The sequence below is a fragment of the Spirochaetota bacterium genome, from assembly GCA_040756435.1.
In the GTDB taxonomy this organism is placed as follows: domain Bacteria; phylum Spirochaetota; class UBA4802; order UBA4802; family UB4802; genus UBA4802.
Genome location: JBFLZD010000018.1, coordinates 25206 through 43140 on the forward strand (window position 1 = coordinate 25206; position 17935 = coordinate 43140).

Here is a 17935-nt window from a genome sequence, read left to right on the forward strand (position 1 = left end):
TGTGGTAACCACTTGTCATAAGGTTGGAGGACATCTTATTACACAAAAGTAAATATAATTAAATTAATCAAGTACTTTTGCTGGAATATACAAAATTATTGCCAATAATCATACAAATTCATTATATTGGCGATAGTTATTATAACCGGTCCACTGAAAATATAGCCCTAAATTGCAAAATAACCAATTTTTTAGTTTTTGCTTTTTTAAAGGCTCTGACCCCATTACAATAGTATCACCCCTTCGGGGTTTATAGTGTGGGTGTCATCCTGAACCATGTCCTGAATTTATTTCAGTAATGATTCAGTGCGGTCATCCTGATCATGATTCAGGAACTCATTAGCGGGAACAAGAGATTCCGGGTTAAGTCCGGAAGGACGTATAGGCAACAAGTCATCCTGAAGCATGTCCTGAATTTATTTCAGGATTGATTCAGGATCTACTCATAATGCTCTGACCCCAAATCCCACTATCTCTCCAATAACTCAGCGTACTCTGCGTGATACATTACTTTATCTCTAGAGTCTAGGCTCTGACCCCTTACAATAATATCACCCCTTCGGGGTTTGCATGATGTTGTGATAACGTTGTGAAGATAGTATGCTCTGACCCCATGGTTTCACAATTTTTTTTAATTTTTTCATCAAAAAATACAAATTTTTTTCCAATTCCTTTTAATTTTTCCCAGCAAAAGCGTTGTATACAGTAGAAGCATAATAGCATATTACTATACTTATTGGAGGAATACTATGGCACGGAAATTACGTGTACAGATGCCCGGTCTTACCTATCACATCACTTCTCGCTGCATAGAGTGGCGAAATATGTTAGAAGAAGACTACTTTAAAGCCTGTTTTGTGGAAATTTTACGCAGAGCAAAAGAAAAATACCCGTTTAAGATTATCGCCTACTGTATTATGGACAATCACATCCATTTGGTTATTCACACGGTAGATGATGGAGCACCCATAGGACGCATTATGCAGTATATTAAGGCACGGTTTGCAGAATTGTATAATAAGGTAACCGGAAGAACCGGACCATTCTGGAACGAGCGGTATAAGGATAGTATTGTAGAGTTTGCCCGTGATGGGTTTCACTATTTGTTGTGGTTGTTGTGGTATTTAGCGTATAATCCGGTACGGAAAAATTTATGCTCTGACCCTACTGCATACACTTACAGCAGCATAAAAGCATATTTACAGAAAGATGCTGATGTAGGGGTGCCAATAGATTACCATGACTATTTTAAAGAGTTGGGGAAAACATTTGCCGAAAGGGTAAAAAGATTTATGCGCTATGACGAGATATATCGCAAGCGGTATTCTATTGTGGGGTGGGTGTAAAGCTATAAAAAATAAAAAATTATATATTTGGTCAAGTTAGTTTTTGGACATATCAAGTATAACAGAAATTTTAAACGCTTTCTATTACGCGGGCTTGATAAAGTGAAAATTGAATCCGGTATACATTCTTCAATAATCAATTTATTAATCTGTTCGTTTTTTAAGCTTTCATGACCAACAATTTTACTCTTTTGTAGGTTTATTGTGCACAATAACCAATTGGTGAGTTTTTTAAATTCTCTCTTGACGAAGATACAATCTATAATTATGACAGTGATATACATTTTATTTTACAGGAGAATACCTACAATGACTATTCTGAAACTGGAAAATGTTTCATTATCGTTAGATGAAAGGCCAATACTCAATAACCTTTCTGTTGACTTCTGGGAAGGACATATCCATGCAATTGTTGGCCCCAATGGTGCGGGCAAATCAACATTTTCATACGTTGTTATGGGGCTTAGCGGTTATAAAAATATTACTGGTACTATCTATTTTAAAGGAAAACCCATAAACAATCTCACTGTGTATGAGCGAGCAAAATTAGGAATAAGCCTTGGATGGCAGGAACCTGCCCGATTTGAAGGACTAACTGTTGCACAATACCTGAAGGCATCAAAAAAGGATACTGGCATGCCCATTGAAGAAGCAATGGAAGTTGTAGGATTGCAACCACAGGAATACCTGCAGCGTGCATGCGACAAAACCTTAAGTGGCGGTGAACGAAAACGCATTGAGTTAGCTTCACTATTAGTTATGCAACCTGAGCTTGTGCTTCTTGATGAACCTGATTCAGGCATTGATGTGGAAGCTCTGGAGCGCATCTTTGATGCAATAAATATATTAAAGGAAAGAGGTTCTACGGTAATAACTATCACCCATAGCATGGCAGTTTTAAAAAAAGCCGAGCATGCATTTTTAATGTGCCACGGCAGCATTATTGATAAGGGGAGCATTGATAAAATTTCAGGATATTTTGAAAATAAATGCATCCCCTGCGGACATAAAAATATTCCTGTTTTAGGAGAAGTACAGCAATGAATGATAAACGCGAAATTGCAAAAACATTATATAAAACAATGGGGCTTACTGACGCTGCCTTAAACGACCCTGATATTGCTCATTTAGTTATAAACGGCAATATGGTGGTTGGTGCACATTTAGTGCCAGGACTTGTGGTTGAGCCCCATGAAACGCACAATGGTGTTACCGTAAAAATGAAAGTATTAGCAGGTAACATTCTTCAAAAGCCAGTGCATCTTTGTTTTGGCATGCTTCCCGAGGATGGTCTTCAAGAAATTATCATGGATGTTACAATAGAAGAGCATGCAAAAGTTTCTATACTTGCTCACTGCACATTTCCCAATGCAAAAAATATTACACACAAAATGCAGGCAACTATTGTTATTAAAGAGGGAGCAAATTACTCATATTTAGAGCGCCATGTGCATGCACCACAAGGATTAATTACTGTAGTTCCGCATGCGATAATTACTGTGGAAAAGAATGCTACCTTTAAAACTGACTTTGAGCTTTTGCGGGGAAAAGCAGGTATTATTGACATCAATTATGAAACAACCTGCTACGATGGAAGCCTTTTAGAGATGAACGCCAAGGTAAATGGTATTGACGATGACGACATTACCATACGGGAAACAGGACATTTAAAAGGTGAAGGCGCCGTTGGCGTACTAACTACACGTATTGCAGTGCGAGATAACGCAAAAGCTACAGTATACAATACATTAACTGCACATGCAGCATTTGCGCGGGGACATGTTGATTGCAAGGAAATCATTCAGGATAATGGTGTTGCAAAAGCCATCCCTATTGTTGAGGTGTATCATCCAAAAGCCCATGTTACTCATGAAGCAGCTATTGGCAGTGTTGATGATAAGCAGCTGCAAACTCTTATGGCACGCGGGCTTAATGAAGACGAAGCAGTGGACTTGATTATTCAGGGACTATTGTCATGATGAAATTTTATTTACATGTTTTTCTATGGCAAGTGCTGTAACACCCAATAATGAAAGCAATATAAAAAATATCATTGTTTTTATTGAAAGATCACTGCCCTGCTGGCGGCGTAAAAGCAATAATTCAAGATACATGGCATCACTGGACGTAAATTCTTTCTGCTGGGCAACGCGGTTATCAAACTCTTTCAGAATATACTCAATGCCTGCACCCGCCTCATCATAGCGGTCATATCCAGCAAAAATGTGAGGATTTCGCAGTATAATATATACTTGCTGTAATTTGTGGCTATCATCCTGGGTTAAAAGCTTTTCTATTGCTGGTTCAGTAACCACTTTTGAATAGATGCCAGGCAATCCAAAAATAATTCCTGCAACAAACACTGCTATGGAAAAATAAAAATATATTTTACTATCGTCAAATTTCATTGTCCAACCTCTTGTAAATATGTTACTATATCAACGGTTTCATAGTCTGCCTTTTCCACTTTTACCATAACCTCAGGCAAAACCAATGCCGCTTCCTGCTGTTTTATAACTTCATTAATGTCTATCTCCAATTCATTGAACAACGGCTTGATTGCTTCTTCAGATTCATTCTGTGTAATGGGTATCTGTTGTACTTGTTTTGGCAAAAGTTTATCAACAGATACAGTTAATTGCTTAAGAGTACGCTTATCTTCAGTAACTATCGCCACTGTTGCCGTATAGTTTTTTACAACTTTTTTTATGCTGGTGTTTAGTATGGTTACGGTATAGGTAGTAGCAAATACAGGTATATTTTTCTGGAAGACCACCTGTACTGAAAACTCAACATCACCCACATCAACATACTGTGTGCAGGCAGTACATATCACAACTAACAGCGGAATTATGTGTTTTATCATTAGTACCTCGTCTATGGTATTGTGCCGTTATTGTCCTATTGTATAGATTTAGTCAAGTAAAATGTTAAAAAGTACACATTACTACTGTGTTGGGGTGTTTATCGTTGCATTTTTTCTATAATAAATTCAACATTCTTAAAAAATCTTGTGATATCTTTCCCATTCCGTGTTTTAACATAAGCCTTTCCCAAGACTATGTTTTGAAAAAACCGTGGTGGGCTTTCTATAAGCATGCCATCTATGGTATAGACTGGCAAATCTTCTTCATTATAGTCATACGTTGGAACAAGCGTATAAGCTAAAATCTTCCCATAGGCAGGAATTATTCCACTCCATCGTTGCTGTACAAAGTTATAATGTTCTTTTATTATATCCTTCATTGCCTTTTGTTTTTGCTCTATCGATAGCTCATTGAAATTGCTGGGCAGGTTAACCTTTTTTAATAAAAATGATTGTGTTAGTGCACAAATAAATATTGGCGAGGGCTTTGGCTTTTCTGTAACGCAGTATAAGAAGGGTTTAAAGTTTTTATACTCTTCTTCTTTATTTTGCCTTTTTTCTTTTTCCTGCTTCTGTATTTCCTGTGCAATCTCTTCTTTTGTTTCTTGTAACTTTTCAAGTATCTTTTCTTTTGGTTCATCAAGTGCACTGTGTAGATTGCATATGATATGCTCATTAAGTGTAGCCTTATCCAGAAATTCATCAATACGCCGTATACCTTTTGATATATTGTTATATCCCAACCGCCGTGCTACTTCTTTTTTAGAAAGATTTTTTTGGTGCATAATATCATGCATAAATCTGTGAATTGCATACATGGGTATTCCCTCCTTTTTGTAATTATTTTAAACACCACAGAGGATTTAATTTTTTTACATAAGTAATTTTTGTTGATTTGCGGATACTTTAAAAACATTTTCTATAAAACATAGTACATTATTTCACATGCATAATGTAACAAAAGGATGTACACAAGACCAGCAAAGCCCTGCATACATCCTTAATGTCCTTATACTGTAAATCCTGTTTTCACACTTTTACCTTTTTTCATGTACTGCACTTCTTTTTCAAGCGCATCAATGATGGCATCGTGGTTAGTTAAATCATCCATCATTATGATTTTCTGATATACAGCTTTGACATGTCCAGGGGTTAATCCTTCAAGTGCGGTTATTCTTTCCTTTTGCGGCAACGATAGCGGGTTGCTATCGCTTACAAAATAACGCTCATAAAGTTTAACACGCATGTCAGGCTGTACAGGATTAAATTTAATTTTATAAGTAAAACGACGCATGACAGCAGTATCTAAAAGCTCCAGCATATTTGTTGAACACAATAAGACGCCCTTAAAATTTTCCATTTGTACTAACATCTCATTGACAAAGGAAATTTCCCAGGAACGCTGTGCATGCTCACGGCTTGCAAAGAATGTGTCAGCCTCATCAATAAACAGCAGTGCATTGTTTTCGTGCGCTTCTTCAAAGGCCTGACGCATAAGCTTTTCGGTTTCCCCAACATACTTTTCCATGAGATCTGATGCACACTTTATGATAAGCTCTTTGCCTACCTGATTTGCAAGGTATTTGACAAACTCGGTTTTTCCTGTACCTGATGGCCCCCATAGCAGGATAGAAATATTTGTAATATTGCATTGCCCGGCATAATAACGCCTGATAGCCTTTACAACTCCATCAAGATTGATATCAGTGTTGCAGAATGTCAGATCATACTGTGGGGTTAAAGGATTAAGCTTATGGCTATGTATAGTACCAGAAAGATCAGCATGGCGCTGCAACAGCCTTTCCAGTACAGTAACTATCATATCTTCCAATATTATTTTCTGTGAAACCATGGTTTCAACTGTTTTTATACTATTTGCAATTTCTGCAGCGTTGACAGCATATTTATGCGATAGTTCATGGATTATGGTACTGGTGAAATATTTTTCAAGCTTACTGCTCTTTAGTATTCTTTGCCATAGAACAATACGCTGTGCAGAAGTGAAGTGCCTAAATTTTATGCTGTAGTTGAAACGGCGCAATGTTGAAGATGACATCCCATATATAGAATTCGTAATCCATATACACTGTGCAGCACAAGTATCAAGCAAATCATTAATCGTGCCTTTATCGCCTGAATCAAAGGAGAAAAATGATAAAAATGACAGCGTATTAAGAATGGTGTCGGCTTCATCAATAATAAGAATTGCATCATTTTTTTCAGCCATCTTCATAGCTATGGTTATAGCCATAATACGTGAACTTATGCTTTCATGCCTGGTGGTTTCACGCCCACTGGTATAGGTAAGTACAAAGACTTTACGGTGGGTGTTCGCTGCTATGCTTCGTGCAAACTGGGTTTTACCTGTGCCGGGGGTCCCGTATAAAAGGATATTACAGGGTTTTTTGCTTTGTAATAAGCTTGTTACTATAGATTTATCATCATCTGATACACTAAACTCTTGCAATGGTATCGTTGGTTCAGTATCTATTTTAACGTATTTTGTAAGCAGATCTTCACTTGCAACATCATTCAAAAATTCAATAATTTCATCCGACAAAACTATATATTCGTATCCGTCAGGATTTATTGATTCAATGATGCGTGAGGTATATAAAATCCCTTTTTTTGATAGAGACATTTTAACGGCAGAAAGTGACAATCCTGTAGCTATAGCAATACGCTTTTGCAATTCACTGTAATTAACTTCGGATAACAGTTCTTTCAATGGGCTGTTTGGTATTGAAATAGCAATAGCCCATAATTTCATAATGGCACAATCAATGTCAGTAAGTGAAAAAAATTCCATCAGTTTAGCTAAGCGCTCATCTAATTCATTTTTATGCTGTGCAATAGTTTCATATTCTTTTTTTATGAACATAAAAATCTTGTAACGAACAGTTGCCCATTTTTTCTTTTGCACAGCATCCAGTACAATACGCATGATTGTAGAACCTAAGTCTGAAGGATTATACAAGCTCTCTAACGCATCTTTATAGTAATCTGGACCAAATTCATCACGGTTTTTCTTTTCATTTTCCGAAAAAAGTGATTCTATCATCTCTCTGCGGCTTTTTATACTCAAACATTCCATACACAGTGTAAGCAATCGTTCGTTTGGTTCTAAATGCTGTAGTAAATTCATTGTGTATACCATTATCTCTTTGCGTATAGAAGCCTCCAACACTGTCTGTGGTGCACTGTGAAAAAGTTTACGACTTCGAAATGATTTTGGTAAAGGCATAGCTACCTCCTGTAATGGTAATATAGGGTACATTGTTAACACCGGGGTTGTTGAAGATAGATCTTTTATAGTAACTATCGCTACTACATTAAGACTCCTAAGGCAGGTTATTTATTGGTAATATACTAAAAACTTAGAAAGAAAGGTAGTAACTGACTTGCGATGTTTATTATTCATACATGCTCAAGCTTTCCTTAAGCATGTTTATCATGGCCTGGCGAACCTTTTGTGGACTAACTATCTCCACCTGTTTACCATAGAGCACAAGTTGCTTGCACAGATATAGGTAATCGCTTATGGCAAATGTTGCTCTGTACCAGTTATTGGGCTCCTTTTGTATTGCAGGATGTAACAAGGCAATAATATTTTCAACGGTTGTTTTTGCAACCTGTGAATAGCGAATTGTAACTTCCACGGTATTAGCATTATTGATAAATGCGCTCAATGAAGTTGCAAACAGGTCATCAACATCAGGCACTTCCCATTCAAAATTGTGCAATGCATCACACACTACAACATCCTGTATGCGCTCAGCAACAAGCGGCAGGTATTTCTTCATATCTGTATCATACACTATAAGATACAGATTATTGTTACGAAATATAAAATAACACGGGCACAGTTTCCAGTTTGTCAGTAACTGCCCTTCATTGGTTTTGTATGTGCACCGTATCATACGCTTTTCAAGCGCTGCAAAATAGATGCGTGCCAATGTCCACAGTGCTCGATCAGGATTGGCTGCAATAAATTTTTGCAATACCATATCACGTGTTGAATCTTTTACCACAAAGCCGCTATACACGCGTGCAATTTCAAGCTGCATATCAGCGTCAAGGTCTTCTGCAAGTGCTGTTATGAGTCCACCCTGTGTACGGTCAACACTTATTCCCAACTCATCTTCAATATGATCATTGATATATTTTCGGACATGGCTGTCGCTAATGTCCTTCTCATCTTCTTCAAGCGATAGTAACCGGGCAAGGCTTGCTGCATTCCAGGTTTCGTTGGCTCCAGGTGGTGATTGCAAAAGTGCCAGTATATGAAGGTAGCGTTTTAACACGCTGATCTTGCCTTCAGGGTTGGGGAAGTTGTGATCGTTTTTGCGAGCCATTGGTGTTATAATAACAACAGCATAAATAAACTTGTAAACAATTATTCTAAAAAAAATTTTATGAACAGTGTCCTATATAATTCTGCTTTCTTAACCAACAGGATTGAAATTTTTATGTATGCATTTTATATGATGAATAAATTTAATGAATATGAAACAATAATAAATTATTAACCAGTCTTTACTATAAGATTTTTAACCTTTTGAACAATCATATCAGGCAAAATGTCTCTATTTTCCATTGTTACCTCATGGATTTCAATATCATCACGCTGCTTTATTGACTTAATGAATTCATCCCCACCTAACGTTATGGTGCCAATAACAATATTTGTGCTATCAAGTGCTTTGATTGCTATATCTTTAAAGGTTTCTGAAAAGCATTCCATCTTGCCAATTTCGTCCAGTATAATAATTGTATTACTGTGTGGAATGATTGATGGAACAGCAATTGTATCAATATTATGGATATCCACACCATACCGCCGTATGTGATATGGTGATACAATATTCTGATGTGCTAAATAACCTTTTTTGCCATCCAATGTATGCAACACAAAGCCAGTGCGCCTGCCTTCTACTCTTTCTTCTTCAGTGTAAAATCCATTAGCGTGATATGGCAGCATTGCTATAATCTTTTTTATTACAGTAGTTTTACCTGATGACGGCGCACCGGTTAAAAATATATTTTTCTTCATAATATTTATATAAAATATTATTGTTTCAACAATAATAATTCCTTAAAAAATATCATAATGAAAATAGTATATACCCCTGCCGCCTTCGGCGGCGGAGGTGTATACTATTTTATATTTTGTTCAAATTTCCACATTTTAGGAATAATTAATGTTGTTTCAATGTATTATTCATCTATGCATGATGACAGGCTTTATTAATTTGACAGGAATTACTGTTACAAAAAATATACTTACAACTATTTAACAGGAGTAAATATATTGTGTCAAGATATTTGTAAATAGCTTGTAATGATATAATTGCAATCAGATTATATTAATTATCATCAATTAAAAACTAAAAAAGACAATTATACATTTATGGTTAGGAGGAATGATATGGTAGAACGATATGAATTCGCAGGGGAATCATTTATAAAAAAAGCTGATGGCAGGATAGTAATATATTCAAATCCTGATGATGGAGAAATAAACAGGATTGCTCTTGAGTATGGCATAGATATACATTCGCTCTATTCTGCTCTTGATACTGAAGAACTATCACGATTTGAAATTGAAAAAGATTATATGGTTTTGATCTGGAAAATACCTACTTCCATGAAAATCAATGAACTTTCATCACTTAATGTTATTACTATAGGTTTTTTTATAAAAGATGACACTATTGTAGTAATAAGCCCAGAAACGCTTCCCTATATAACCGAAAAAGTTCACAATTCTATTGAATATCATTTTGATGTGCTGTTCCACTTTCAGCATTATACCATTAAACATTTTACCGAACATCTTAAAATTATTAAAATGATTTCAAAGGAAATCCAAAACAAGATCAACAAGTCCATTGAAACAAAACATCTGGTGCAGATGTTTAATCTTAGTGAAAAGCTCATATACTACCTTCATGCTATAGAAAGCAATATTAGCTCGCTGGTAAAATTACGGTCTTACCTTAAAGATAATGTAAATACAATTAATTTTGATTTCTTAAACGATATTATTATTGACCATCAGCAAGCAAAAAAACAGGCCGAAATTTATACAGAAATCTTTGCGGGACTTATGGACGCTCGCGCAAGCATTGTAAATAACAACATGAATATTCTTATTAAAAATCTAACAAAGATAAATGTTATTTTTCTGCCATTAAACTTAATAGCAGGGATTTTTGGAATGTCAGAATTTTCCATGATAACACAGGAGGTGCCCTGGTATATTTCATATGGCTTTTTTGGAATTACAATATTATGTGCTGGTATAATGTTAAGCTTTTTACTTAATAAATATGATGAACGGTGGAGACGATAAAATTAAATATCACCATGCATATCATAAAAATTAATGGCATTAAGTACACATTTCACCTTGCACCCATGGCAGAGCTTACCACTCCAGCGCTGCGTAATGTTGTCAAAAATTTTACTGGTAACGTTGTCCTGTATTCTGAGATGTTAGCAAGTGGTGCTATAAATGCAAAGGCACCCCATAACGAGCCACTTGTGAAACGCTATAATTTTGACACACCTTTTTTTTATCAGTTAGTAGGAAATAACCCTGCAATTATGGCCAACGCTGCTGCTATTTTGCAAGACTATGGATGTGATGGTATTAACATAAACATGGCCTGCTCTGCACCACATATTCTTAAAACGGGCGCAGGTGCTGGCCTTCTTTGCAATTTTGACCTGGCAAAAGCAATTATTGCTGCTTGCAGAAAAAACGTTCACGGCCTTCTTACCGTTAAGATGCGTGCTGGCTTTCATGATATTGATTTGCCATTTTTACAGCAGTTTGTTACTATGCTGAAGAATGAAGGAGTTGATGCTGTCATTATTCACCCACGTGCCGCAAAATGGGGTTTTACCCGTAAAGCTCGCTGGGATATTATTGAGGCGATAGTAACTGCTATAAATATCCCTGTCATTGGGAATGGTGATATCTTTGAACCAGCACAAGCCTTGCAGTGTTTACAACAAACCCATTGTGATGGTATCATGATTGGTAGAGCAGCAGTACAGAAACCATGGATATTTGCACAGTGTGATGCTTTATTGCAGCAACAGTCGCTGTCACTATCGCTTAACATTGAAGAAATATGGATAGAAGTTTTACAAAACATACAAAAAATGCTTCCGCAGAGGCTTCATAAAAGCAGGGCACACCGATTTTGTGCATATTATCACAAAAATGTTACATTTGGGCACACCCTGTTTTCATCAATACGGCAATGCAACGAAATAAATGATATGATTGTACTTATAAAGAATTATTTTCAACGAAATGAGGAAGAAAGAATAAAAATAGTATAATGGTTATTTATTTTTTAGCTCTTCCAGTTGTGCCTTAGTTAATTTAGTTATCTTTATAATTGTTTTATCATCGATTCCACTTTTCAATAAATTACGTGCAATAGTAATCCTTTCCTCATGTTTTCCTATCAACTTACCTTTTTGAATTCCTTTTTGAATTCCTTTCTCAATCCCTTTATTAAATCCTTCTTTTATTAAATCTGATTTTATCTTTTTTAATGTTTGTGCTAACATTGAAGTTGCCTCCTGAGGAGTATTTACAAAATTTCCCGGTATCTTCTGGTCACTGTCTACTATACCATGCGATTGCAAATAATGTAATAACCAATATAACAATGTGCGTATAAGCAAAAATTCGCCTTTCTCTGTATAAATTTGCACCAAATCCTTAATTCTGTCAATAGTTTTATAAAATATTGCATCATCACCTGTTTCTAATAGAAATACAGTAGCTATCACATTCATCATTTGTTGAAGTATTTCTGGATTGAGTTCATTTTCAATGACTGGATAATATCTGAACTTAGGAACATATGGTAAACATTCATGCAATATCTCTGGAATATCAATCAAATCTTCAAGTGCAAATGGTGCATTCCATACTTTATCACCATTATATATCATAACTGGAAATACAACAGGCAATTTTTTAGCATTGTGATGATATAGTAATTCCCTGTATAATTCTACAATATATTGTAACATCCTAAATGCTATGAATTTATCCACAGTAGATTGGAATTCAATTAAAAGATAGATATACATATCAGTATTTCTAAAACGCAATTTATAGATAATATCTGCTTCATATTCTTTATAGTGATCATTTACATACGTTTTATCAATTGTTTCAGCTTGCGTAAAATCAATTTCTTTAACCCAATCCATATGGACAAATGATTCTAACAATTCTTTTACCATTAATGGATTAGAAAATAAATACTTATACCCTTTATCATGAATATTTTCAGCCATAGATACCTCATGGTAAAAATCTATTGTGTTTATACATTAATACGCTTGAGAATGAAAAATTTGAAAAATTATGTTAAAAATTTTCATTAATTATTCCTAAATGTTGAAAATTGAACAAAATATAAAATAGTGTACACCCCGCCGCCTTCGGAGGCGGGGGTGTACACTTTATTCTTTATGAAATTTTTTTAGGAATTATTACTGAAAAATTTTTGAGTTTTTTTAATGAATCCTTACAATAGTTATAAGCATTAAATCAGATAAAACAATGGCGTGATAACCTGACTATAATGTTCATAAATTTACTTTGTATCAACAAACATAGTACTACTTTAAAATTTTAGTATTCATGAGCTATCCATCATACATAGCATTATACGAACAAGGGGAGCTTCTCAAACGCATTGAAGCATTGAACACTATTGTTACCCACTGTACTCTCTGCCCTCATGAGTGCAAAGTTGACAGGCGTTCTGCAACCGGTAAATGCAAAACTGGCATGCAAGCACTGGTAGCATCATACCATGCACACTTTGGGGAAGAATCATGCCTGGTTGGTAAATACGGCTCAGGTACAATCTTTTTTGCCAACTGTAACCTTGCCTGCATATTCTGTCAAAACTGGGATATATCACAAATGCCTAATGGCCGCAACGTTACTCCCAAAGAAATGGCTGATATGATGATACGGTTGCAGCAAAAGGGCTGCCACAATATAAATTTTGTAAGCCCCACCCATGTGGTCCATGCAATTGTTCAGGCACTTCCCTTTGCCATTGAACGCGGCCTAAGTATTCCTCTGGTATACAATTCAGGTGGATATGATTCATTTGAAACATTACAATTGTTAGATGGTATATTTGATATTTACATGCCCGATTTCAAATATATGGACGCTGCTGTAGCAATGGAATTAAGCGGTGCAAGAGATTATCCGCAAAAAGCTATTACCGCCCTCAGGGAGATGCATCGCCAGGTTGGTGACCTTGTCATTGAAAAGGGCATTGCAAAAAGAGGTTTGTTAGTGCGTCATTTAGTCATGCCGGAGAACATTGTCCGCAGTGATCTTGTATTTAAAGAACTATCTGCTATATCACCTCACACGTATGTAAATATTATGGCGCAGTACCACCCTGAATACAGGGCACATACCCATAAAAGCCTGGGAAGGCGCATTACCATACAGGAATTTGATCAGGCTTATGTGTGGGCTAAACAAGCAGGATTATATAGATTTGATAGATAACGATATTTTTTATTGACCTTAAATTTTTTTACATATATACTATAATCGATGCTGAAAACTTCTTCACAACTCATTAATCTTTTTGACCTGGTAAATGATGAGATACTCATACTTGATGGCAATAATTACACTGTACTATTTAACAATGATAGGGCAGAAAAGTTTGTTACAAATGGTGGTAAAACCAATATCCTGGAAGACGAAAAAATTAGAAATATTTTACGTTCCATACAACCTGACAAAACCCATACGGAACATATCAGCTTAAAAATAAATAATAAGATACATCACTACAAAATTAATATTTTAGCAATCAAAGATGATAACTCTTACCTGATTGCCTTTGTATTAACTGATACTACCCGTTTATTTAAACTTCACCGCAAGCAACAGCAACTCATTGCCCAGATACGCAAAAATTATTTTGACCGCTTTGAATCACTGAAACAGTTAGCTGACTCAATAGCTCATGAGGTACGGAATCCTCTTGTTTCTATAGGTGGATATGCCAATCTCCTGATGCGAAAATGTGAGGAAGGAATAGATCACTTAGAAGCAAAAAAATTTTTATCATATATTGTTGAAAATGCTGAACGTCTTAACTATCTGACACAACAAATTGAAGAAATGGGGGATCTTAAACGAGTTCAACTATCTGCATATGATATTGTAAAATTTTTAGAAGAACAAAAAACAACGTTAATTGCAGCTGCAAAACAATTTAATAAAGATTTACACATAACTATTGAAACTGAAAATCATTATCACATGTATATAGATTACGACCGCTTACGTTTTGCTTTAACCCGCATCATTGAATTTATTGCTCAACATGCAAAAAGGGAAACTTTAAGTATGCACTGTCATGATAGCGTATATGAATTTATTATCACCATCTCGTTTTCTACAGATATACTTACCGAAGAAGATTTACCATATATCTTTGACCCATTTTACACAACTCGATCAAATATTGAAACATTTAATCTCTGTATAGCCCAGCGCATTATCATGCTGCATGGCGGAATCATTACCCCCGAAATTAAGAAAAACACCATTGTATTCAGAATAGCCCTGCCACAGGATAAGCGGTTAACGTAATACTATCTCTAAAGATTCACCTATTGCTTTCACTGTTTTGTCAATATCCTCTTTTGAGTGAGATAAAGATAAAAATCCAACCTCATAACCTGATGGTGAAAGATATATACCGCGCTCAAGCATTAAACGATGAAAGCGAGCAAACTGCTGCATATTGCATTCTTTAACCTGATCTACACTGGTAATGGTATCTTCAGCAGTAAAGTACAATGCAAATATTGAGGCAAAGCGTTCAAACAGCAGTTTATGTTTATACCGTGATATAAGCGGTTGCATCTGTTCTTCAAAATATGTTCCCAGTTCCTCAAGCTTTTGATATGCTGATGGCATTAATTTTTGTAATGTTGCAATGCCTGCTGCAACAGCAATGGGATTACCTGAAAGCGTTCCCGCCTGATACACAGGCCCATCAGGGGCAACCTTTGCCATTATTTCAGCCTTACCACCATACGCACCAACCGGTAATCCTCCACCAATAATTTTACCAAGCGTTGTGATATCAGCCTGCACACCAAAGCGCTCCTGTGCTCCTCCGCGGGCAAGCCTGAAACCAGTAATAACCTCATCAAATATCAATAGTACATTATGTTCTGTACATAGCTCCCGTACCTGTTTCAAGTAATCTTTCTTTGGAGGAATAAGCCCGTAATTACAGCATACAGGCTCCATGATGCAGCACGCAATATCATCGTTGTGCGATAGTACCTGGTGCAAAGCATCTATGTCGTTATATTTTACTACTATAGTGTCTTTGGCATTGTCCTTTGTGACACCAGCTGAATCGGGCATACTAAAGGTTGCAAGCCCCGAACCCGCGGCAACAAGCAGGTGATCAGCATGACCATGATAGCAGCCATCAAATTTTATTATCTTGCTTTTGCCAGTATACCCGCGGGCAAGTCTGATGGCACTCATAGTTGCTTCAGTACCTGAGTTAACAAAGCGAACTTTTTCAATACCTGAGAATGATTCAACCACCATTCGCGCGATGCTTATCTCCCCTTCATGTGGTGCGCCAAAGCTGGTGCCATTTTCAGCTACCCGCTGAATAGCTTTAACAACATCATTATCAGCATGCCCCAAAATAAGCGGTCCCCATGACATGCAGTAATCAATAAAATCATTACCATCTTCATCAATGATATGACTGCCCTTACCTAATTTAAAGTACAATGGATGCCCACCCACTGAACGAAATGCACGCACCGGTGAATTAACACCGCCTGGCATATATTTACACGCCTGATCATAAAGTTCTTTTGACCGTGATGTATGCAATGCCATAATCCCTCCTTAAAATAAACTAATCAAACCACCTGTTTTTCAGAATATCAACCGTATGATATGAAATCACCATATCTGCACCTGCTCTAAAAATTGCTGTCATAATCTCACGCACCAGGCGTGCCTCATCACCAAACTGTAGCGTTGCTGCAGCTTTTACCATTGAATACTCACCACTTACATTATAGGCACATACAGGCACATCCACTGCCTGCTTAACACGGTATAGTATATCTAAGTATGCAAGCGCAGGTTTTACCATGACAATATCAGCACCTTCTTCAATATCAAGATACACTTCTTTCAACGCTTCACGTGCATTTCTGAAATCCATCTGATAGCTTCTCCTGTCGCCAAACTGTGGTGCACTACCAGCTGCATCCCTGAATGGGCCATAGAAAGCCGAAGCATATTTTGCAGCATATGACAAAATGGGAATATGGAATAAGCCTGCTTCATCAAGTGCTGTTCGTATTGCTTCAATGCGGCCGTCCATCATATCCGATGGTGCTACCACATCAGCACCTGCCTGTGCATGGGAAACAGCTGTTTTTGCCAGAAGTTCTAATGTACTGTCATTGTCTATCTTGGCACCAACTACCATCCCACAGTGACCATGGCTTGTGTATTCACACAGGCATACATCTGTAATGATAGTTACATGTTTAAAATGTTTTTTTATTTCCCTGCAGGCTTTTTGCACTATACCGTTGTCATCATACGCACCACTGGCTTTTTCATCTTTTTCATAGGGAATACCAAAGAGTATAATAGACTTCACTCCCAATGAAACATCAGCTTCTAATGTTTTTAAAAGATTATCAATTGATAGGCGGCTTACTCCTGGCATTGACTCGATGGGCTGATTAATATGTGTGCCTTCAATGACAAAATAAGGCATGATGAGTTTATTGTAATCAAGCACTGTTTCAGCACAAAGATTTCGTATGACTTCTGATTCGCGTAACCGTCGTGGCCTGTAGTAGGGATGCATAGTATCACTCCTATAATAAAGAATTCATGGTAAATACCATCCTGATGGAGTCATTAGAAAAAACTCTGGATCTTCAAATCAAAAAATAGTATTATAGCAATATTTAGTAAAGTATTTTTATAACTAGAAAAATCAACCTACTTTTATAAAATGCTTACTATGCTTTGTGTCGTATTTCTATAGTAATAATAAAAACAATCTTCTCCTTTTCATCAATTTCATAGAATATTCTGTATTTACCAATTCTATACCTCCAGGTTGGAGGTTTATAATTTACAAGCTTTTTTACATTTTTACCATAATAGGGATTTAATTGTAGCTGTGGATATACATATTGTTGAATTTTATTATAAATTTTTTGCCCAATGTTCTTTTGAATTTTTTCAATATCACTAATGAATTGGTTGGTTTCAAATATTCTGTAATTATACAAATCGCCCTTTCTTTTTATGTGCATCATTGCTACCTTTTTTTAATCGCTGTAATAAATCACGGTTGCTCAAAATTTCTGCCATTTCAAATTCATCAACCAATTCATTTTGTTCAATATATCGCAAGGTAGCTGTTTCAATAAAATTAGATATTGTTCTATTTTCTGCCTCAGCATACAGTTTAAGCTTTTGCATCAATGTATCATCAATGCGTAATGTTACAGTTTTAGGCATTATAATCCTCCATCATTTCAATAGTATTGCTTATATGGAATTCCATTCATGAATACAAATTAATACAAATTAAAGCAATTGTCAATAAAGTAAATTTTTTTA

General features: G+C 36.1%; 18 protein-coding genes. 7 read left to right on the plus strand and 11 right to left on the minus strand.

What is annotated here, in order from left to right; genetic code table 11:
• The first annotated feature begins 749 nt into the window (after positions 1-749).
• The 3 genes from AB1444_06855 to AB1444_06865 all read left to right on the plus strand — a co-directional run bounded on the left by AB1444_06855 (position 750) and on the right by AB1444_06865 (position 3325).
• A complete protein-coding gene (locus AB1444_06855; protein ID MEW6526367.1) occupies positions 750-1346 on the plus strand; it encodes a transposase in 597 nt (198 codons plus the stop codon).
• 309 nt (positions 1347-1655) lie between these two features.
• On the plus strand, positions 1656-2390 hold the full coding sequence (locus AB1444_06860) for an ABC transporter ATP-binding protein (GenBank protein ID MEW6526368.1): 735 nt from the start codon (positions 1656-1658) through the stop codon (positions 2388-2390).
• On the plus strand, positions 2387-3325 hold the full coding sequence (locus tag AB1444_06865; protein MEW6526369.1) for a SufD family Fe-S cluster assembly protein: 939 nt from the start codon (positions 2387-2389) through the stop codon (positions 3323-3325). Before AB1444_06860 ends, AB1444_06865 begins: the two co-directional genes overlap by 4 nt.
• Here the strand turns inward: AB1444_06865 and AB1444_06870 are convergent.
• From AB1444_06870 to AB1444_06895, 6 genes are all read right to left on the minus strand, one after another.
• Positions 3320-3754, minus strand: a complete 435-nt coding sequence (locus AB1444_06870) for a hypothetical protein (protein MEW6526370.1) — start codon at positions 3752-3754, stop codon at positions 3320-3322. The genes AB1444_06865 and AB1444_06870 overlap by 6 nt on opposite strands.
• A complete protein-coding gene (locus AB1444_06875) occupies positions 3751-4212 on the minus strand; it encodes a hypothetical protein (GenBank protein ID MEW6526371.1) in 462 nt (153 codons plus the stop codon). Before AB1444_06875 ends, AB1444_06870 begins: the two co-directional genes overlap by 4 nt.
• Before the next feature lie 98 nt (positions 4213-4310).
• A complete protein-coding gene (locus AB1444_06880) occupies positions 4311-5030 on the minus strand; it encodes a hypothetical protein (protein ID MEW6526372.1) in 720 nt (239 codons plus the stop codon).
• Between the two features lie 191 nt (positions 5031-5221).
• Positions 5222-7456: an ATP-binding protein gene (locus AB1444_06885; GenBank protein MEW6526373.1), complete on the minus strand. Its 2235-nt coding sequence runs from the start codon at positions 7454-7456 to the stop codon at positions 5222-5224.
• Between the two features lie 169 nt (positions 7457-7625).
• Positions 7626-8567: a WYL domain-containing protein gene (locus AB1444_06890; GenBank protein MEW6526374.1), complete on the minus strand. Its 942-nt coding sequence runs from the start codon at positions 8565-8567 to the stop codon at positions 7626-7628.
• 170 nt (positions 8568-8737) lie between these two features.
• Positions 8738-9265 (minus strand): nucleoside-triphosphatase, encoded by a 528-nt coding sequence (locus AB1444_06895; protein MEW6526375.1) that lies wholly within the window; start codon positions 9263-9265, stop codon positions 8738-8740.
• A 375-nt stretch (positions 9266-9640) separates the two neighbouring features.
• Here AB1444_06895 and AB1444_06900 point away from each other — a divergent pair, with 375 nt between their 5' ends.
• Together AB1444_06900 and AB1444_06905 are read left to right on the plus strand one after the other, a co-directional pair.
• The gene (locus AB1444_06900; GenBank protein MEW6526376.1) at positions 9641-10567 is read left to right on the plus strand and encodes a magnesium transporter CorA family protein; all 927 of its coding nucleotides are present in this window, start codon (positions 9641-9643) and stop codon (positions 10565-10567) included.
• A complete protein-coding gene (locus tag AB1444_06905; protein MEW6526377.1) occupies positions 10555-11568 on the plus strand; it encodes a tRNA-dihydrouridine synthase family protein in 1014 nt (337 codons plus the stop codon). Before AB1444_06900 ends, AB1444_06905 begins: the two co-directional genes overlap by 13 nt.
• Before the next feature lie 3 nt (positions 11569-11571).
• On the opposite strand, the gene AB1444_06910 is transcribed toward AB1444_06905, so the two are convergent.
• Positions 11572-12543, minus strand: a complete 972-nt coding sequence (locus AB1444_06910) for an Rpn family recombination-promoting nuclease/putative transposase (protein MEW6526378.1) — start codon at positions 12541-12543, stop codon at positions 11572-11574.
• 349 nt (positions 12544-12892) lie between these two features.
• On the opposite strand from AB1444_06910, the gene AB1444_06915 reads away from it, so the two are divergent.
• Positions 12893-13789: a radical SAM protein gene (locus AB1444_06915; GenBank protein ID MEW6526379.1), complete on the plus strand. Its 897-nt coding sequence runs from the start codon at positions 12893-12895 to the stop codon at positions 13787-13789.
• A 48-nt stretch (positions 13790-13837) separates the two neighbouring features.
• Positions 13838-14890: a histidine kinase dimerization/phospho-acceptor domain-containing protein gene (locus AB1444_06920; GenBank protein MEW6526380.1), complete on the plus strand. Its 1053-nt coding sequence runs from the start codon at positions 13838-13840 to the stop codon at positions 14888-14890.
• Here the strand turns inward: AB1444_06920 and hemL are convergent.
• From hemL to AB1444_06940, 4 genes are all read right to left on the minus strand, one after another.
• On the minus strand, positions 14882-16168 hold the full coding sequence (gene hemL, locus AB1444_06925) for a glutamate-1-semialdehyde 2,1-aminomutase (protein ID MEW6526381.1): 1287 nt from the start codon (positions 16166-16168) through the stop codon (positions 14882-14884). The genes AB1444_06920 and hemL overlap by 9 nt on opposite strands.
• Positions 16169-16193: 25 nt before the next feature.
• Positions 16194-17168 (minus strand): porphobilinogen synthase, encoded by a 975-nt coding sequence (hemB, locus tag AB1444_06930; protein ID MEW6526382.1) that lies wholly within the window; start codon positions 17166-17168, stop codon positions 16194-16196.
• Between the two features lie 157 nt (positions 17169-17325).
• Positions 17326-17628 carry a type II toxin-antitoxin system RelE/ParE family toxin gene (locus AB1444_06935; protein ID MEW6526383.1) on the minus strand — a complete coding sequence of 101 codons (303 nt, stop codon included), beginning with the start codon at positions 17626-17628 and terminating at the stop codon, positions 17326-17328.
• A complete protein-coding gene (locus tag AB1444_06940) occupies positions 17594-17833 on the minus strand; it encodes a DUF6364 family protein (GenBank protein MEW6526384.1) in 240 nt (79 codons plus the stop codon). Before AB1444_06940 ends, AB1444_06935 begins: the two co-directional genes overlap by 35 nt.
• Positions 17834-17935 lie beyond the last annotated feature (102 nt).